Below are 460 nucleotides of genomic sequence, written 5' to 3' on the forward strand. Positions count from 1 at the left end.
CGACTGTCCACCTGCCCGCGCCGAGCAGCGCGCCCGTCACGGCAGGCCGTGTCATCCCGGGGCCGCCGTCCACCGCGCCGTCCACCTCGGCGGCGCCGGTGTCCACCCCGGTCACTGCTGCCGGTGGGTCGGGGGACTGGCTGTGCCGGCTGCCGCCGTCGCCGCCCGTCCCGCCGGGCGGGGGAGCGATGACGCCCTGGCTGCCGCCGCAGCCGCCGGCCCCGTGGACCGGTCAGCCGCAGCAGATCGACGTTCACGTCACCCTCCACCAGCCGGTCCCGGTGGAGCCGGACCTGACGTGGTGGCAGCGCCTCGCGCGGGCCGTGCCCTACCGGGTGTCCCAGCTGGTGGCCGTGACCGCCGTGGCGGCCGCGAGCGTCCCGCTGCCCGGCGTCGGGTACGGCGTCGGCCGGATCTGGGGATCGCTGCTCGACCACATCGGCACCGACATCCACCCCGC

At 77.6% G+C, this 460-nt stretch carries 1 protein-coding gene; it reads left to right on the forward strand.

All coding sequences use genetic code 11. The features are described from left to right. Positions 1-188: 188 nt before the first annotated feature. On the forward strand, positions 189-460 hold a 272-nt coding region (locus GJV82_RS19255), incomplete at its 3' end, for a hypothetical protein (RefSeq protein WP_225873513.1).

This window comes from Cellulosimicrobium composti (assembly GCF_009711085.1).
Taxonomy (GTDB): Bacteria; Actinomycetota; Actinomycetes; order Actinomycetales; family Cellulomonadaceae; genus Cellulosimicrobium; species Cellulosimicrobium composti.